This is a genomic window from Rhodococcus sp. NPDC054953, from assembly GCF_053609225.1.
The window spans coordinates 118752-122302 of record NZ_JBSGXD010000003.1 but is presented as its reverse complement, the minus strand read 5'-3'; the positions used below and the strand labels follow the sequence as shown (position 1 = coordinate 122302).

At 69.4% G+C, this 3551-nt stretch carries 4 protein-coding genes; 3 read left to right on the top strand and 1 reads right to left on the bottom strand.

Features of this window, described 5'->3' with window-relative positions; all coding sequences use genetic code 11:
• Positions 1-130: 130 nt before the first annotated feature.
• From wzt to wzm, 3 genes are all read left to right on the top strand, one after another.
• Entirely contained in the window at positions 131-961 is an 831-nt protein-coding gene (wzt, locus tag ACWF62_RS03530) for a galactan export ABC transporter ATP-binding subunit Wzt/RfbE (protein WP_378569829.1), read from the top strand.
• The gene (gene glfT1, locus ACWF62_RS03525; protein WP_378507638.1) at positions 958-1842 is read left to right on the top strand and encodes a galactofuranosyltransferase GlfT1; all 885 of its coding nucleotides are present in this window, start codon (positions 958-960) and stop codon (positions 1840-1842) included. The genes wzt and glfT1 overlap by 4 nt, the downstream gene beginning before the upstream one ends.
• An 85-nt stretch (positions 1843-1927) precedes the next feature.
• Positions 1928-2752, top strand: coding sequence for a galactan export ABC transporter permease subunit Wzm/RfbD (gene wzm / locus ACWF62_RS03520; protein WP_378507742.1), 825 nt, complete (start codon positions 1928-1930; stop codon positions 2750-2752).
• A 3-nt stretch (positions 2753-2755) separates the two neighbouring features.
• Here the strand turns inward: wzm and ACWF62_RS03515 are convergent, their stop codons facing one another.
• Complete coding sequence (locus ACWF62_RS03515; RefSeq protein WP_378507637.1) at positions 2756-3439, bottom strand: hypothetical protein; 684 nt, start codon at positions 3437-3439, stop codon at positions 2756-2758.
• Positions 3440-3551: the final 112 nt, after the last annotated feature.

Genomic DNA, 3551 nt, shown 5'->3' with positions numbered 1-3551 from the left:
CCCTTCGCCCCCGACCCCCCCCCCCACCACCGGAGCGGCCGGGGCGCATCCGGTGGGGCGGTAGGCTGGGCGACCGTGTCAGCCGCCGCGGGCCCAGCCGGCGGGCTGAACCCGCTTTGAAAGGCGCACCTTGACTGACCACGTGAGCATCGAGACCAGCAACGCGTATGTCGACTTCCCGATCTTCGACGCGAAGACCCGGTCGTTGAAGAAGGCGTTCCTCGGGAAGGCGGGCGGCGCGATCGGCCGCAACAGCTCCGATGTCGTGGTCGTCGAGGCGCTGCGGGACATCACCATGTCCCTGAAGGAGGGTGACCGCGTCGGCCTGGTCGGCCACAACGGCGCGGGCAAGTCCACCCTGCTGCGGCTGCTGTCCGGCATCTACGAGCCGACCCGCGGCACCGCCCGCGTCCGCGGCCGCGTCGCACCGGTCTTCGACCTCGGGGTCGGGATGGACCCGGAGATCTCCGGCTACGAGAACATCCTGATCCGCGGCATGTTCATGGGCATGACCCGCAAGCAGATGCTGGCGAAGGTCGACGAGATCGCCGAGTTCACCGAGCTCGGCGAGTACCTGAACATGCCGCTGCGCACCTACTCCACCGGCATGCGGGTTCGGGTCGCGCTCGGCGTCGTCACCAGCATCGACCCCGAGATTCTGCTGCTCGACGAGGGCATCGGCGCGGTGGACGCGGACTTCATGAAGAAGGCACGGACCCGGCTGCAGGCGCTGGTCGAACGCTCCGGCATCCTCGTCTTCGCGAGCCACTCCAACGAGTTCCTCGCGCAGCTGTGCGACCGGGCGATGTGGATCGACCACGGGCAGATCCGGATGAGCGGCGGCATCGAGGAGGTCGTGCGCGCCTACGAGGGCGACGATGCGGGCGACCACGTCGCGCACGTGATCCGCGAGATCGAGCGCGAGAAGACCGAAACCGCCTCGCCGAACGGCACCGTGTGAGCACGATCATCGGCGTCGTCGTCACCCACCGGCGACGCGAGCTGCTCGCCGCGTCCCTCCGGGTGCTCGCCGCGCAGACGCGACCGCTGGACCACCTCGTCGTGGTCGACAACGCCGACGAGGCCGACGTGCGGAAGCTGGTCGAGTCGGCGAGCGTGCCGACCACCTACATCGGCTCCAAGCACAACCTCGGCGGGGCGGGCGGGTTCGCGCTCGGCATGCTGCACGCCCTCGCGCTCGGCGCGGACTGGGTGTGGCTCGCCGACGACGACGGCCGCCCCGAGGGCCCGGACGTGCTCGCCGCCCTGCTCGCCTGCGCCGAGCGGAACGCGCTGGCGGAGGTGTCGCCGGTGGTGTGCAACATCGACGAGCCGGACCGGCTGGCGTTTCCGCTGCGCCGCGGCCTGGAATGGCGGCGGACCCGCTCCGAGCTCGGCGACGGCGACCTGCTGCCCGGGATCGCGTCACTGTTCAACGGTGCCCTGTTCTCGGCGGCCGCGATCGACGCCGTCGGTGTCCCGGACCTGCGGTTGTTCGTCCGCGGCGACGAGGTGGAGGTGCACCGCAGGCTGGTCCGGTCGGGTCTGCCGTTCGGCACCTGCCTGACCACGGCGTACCTGCACCCGTGCGGCACCGACGAATTCAAACCGATCCTCGGTGGGCGGATGCACACCCAGTACCCGGACAACGACACCAAGCGCTTCTTCACCTACCGCAACCGCGGCTATCTGCTCGCGCAGCCGGGCATGCGGCGGCTGCTCCCCCAGGAGTGGCTGCGCTTCGGCTGGTATTTCCTGATCACCCGACGCGACCCCGCCGGCCTGCGGGAATGGGTGCGTCTTCGCAAACTCGGCCGGGAGGAACGCTTTGAGCGGCAGTGACGTGGACCTGGAACAGGAGCGGACGACGGGTGCGGACGGGCGAGTAGTCTCGTCCCCTGTGCCCGACACGCCCACCGCAGCCCCGATCGACACCGTGCACGCCGATTCCCGGAGTTTCCGGCGGGCCTTCCAGGACCTCCGGGAAGGATTCCGGCACCGCGAACTGTGGCTGCACCTTGGCTGGCAGGACATCAAGCAGCGGTACCGCCGCTCGGTGCTCGGCCCGTTCTGGATCACGATCGCGACCGGTGTCTCCGCGGTCGCGATGGGCCTGCTGTACGGCACGTTGTTCAACATGGACATCGCCGAGTTCCTGCCCTACGTCACCCTCGGCTTCATCATCTGGAACCTGATCAGCGGGTCCATCCTCGAGGGTGCGGACGTGTTCATGTCCAACGAGGGGCTGATCAAACAGCTCCCGACACCGCTGAGCGTGCACGTGTACCGACTGGTGTGGCGGCAGATGATCCTGTTCGCCCACAACATCGTCATCTACGTGGTCATCTTCGCGATCTTCCCGCAGCCGATCAGCTGGACCGCGATCGCGGCGATCCCCGCGCTGTTCCTGATCGCAATCAATGCGGTGTGGGTGTCGCTGCTGTTCGGCATCCTGTCCACCCGCTACCGGGACATCGCGCCGCTGCTCGGCAGCATCGTGCAGCTGCTGTTCTTCATGACCCCGATCATCTGGACCGAGAAGACCCTCGAGGGCACCGGGAACGCGGAGCGCGCGAAGATCGCCGAGCTCAACCCGCTGTACCACTTCCTCGACATCGTCCGCACCCCGCTGCTCGGCGGCGACCAGCAGCTCTACCACTGGGTGATCGTCCTCGCGGTGACCGTCGTCGGCTGGACCGTCGCACTGTTCGCGATGCGGAACTACCGGTCCCGCGTCGCCTACTGGGTGTGACGGTCACCGAACCATCCGCACCAGCTGGGTGTGGTGCACCGGCACCCGCTCGGCGATGACGAACCCGGCACCGGCCAGCGCCCGGTACAGCTCGGAGTCGGTGAACCGGAACGGCGCGAACTCCCACCACACGTTGGCGGGGTGCAGGTACCGGCTGCGGGTTGTGCGGTCGCCGTCGGTGACCACCCACACCACCGCACAGTCCCTCGCTCGGGCGGCGACGACCTCGGCGGGGGCGTCCGCGTCCCACAGGCTGACCCGGTCGGTTCCCGATTCACCGAACCCGACGTCGACGAGCCCGGCGAACGCGTCGGGCCGGACCTGTTCGATCGCGCGCAGCGACGTCGGCTGCCACGACACGCTGGGCTGGAACGCGACGCAGTCGCCGGGCTCCGCGCGCGCGGCGAGGTCGTCGGCGAGGGCGCTGTAGTCCATGCCCCCCGGCTTTCCCCACGGTTGCCGCTGCGCAAGGTAGGCGGGCAGCGCCGCCGCCGCCAGCACCAGCACCAGCGCCGCGGCCGCCACCCGGGACGGGGCGACCCGGGCGGCGGCGACCGCGACGATCAGCGCCAGCGCGGGCGTGGTGAAGATGAGATAGCGCCCGAGGTAGATGTTGTCGACCGCGGCGGAGTAGCCGAGGAACAGCACGATCGGCACCAGCAGCCACGGCACCGCGACGGCGAGCACCCCGACCGGGCCCGGGGGGGGGGGGGGGGGCGCGGGGGCCCCAACCCACCCATACACCAAAAACACAGCACCCACCAAAAGAGAGAAACAACCCCAACCAACAACCCCCAAG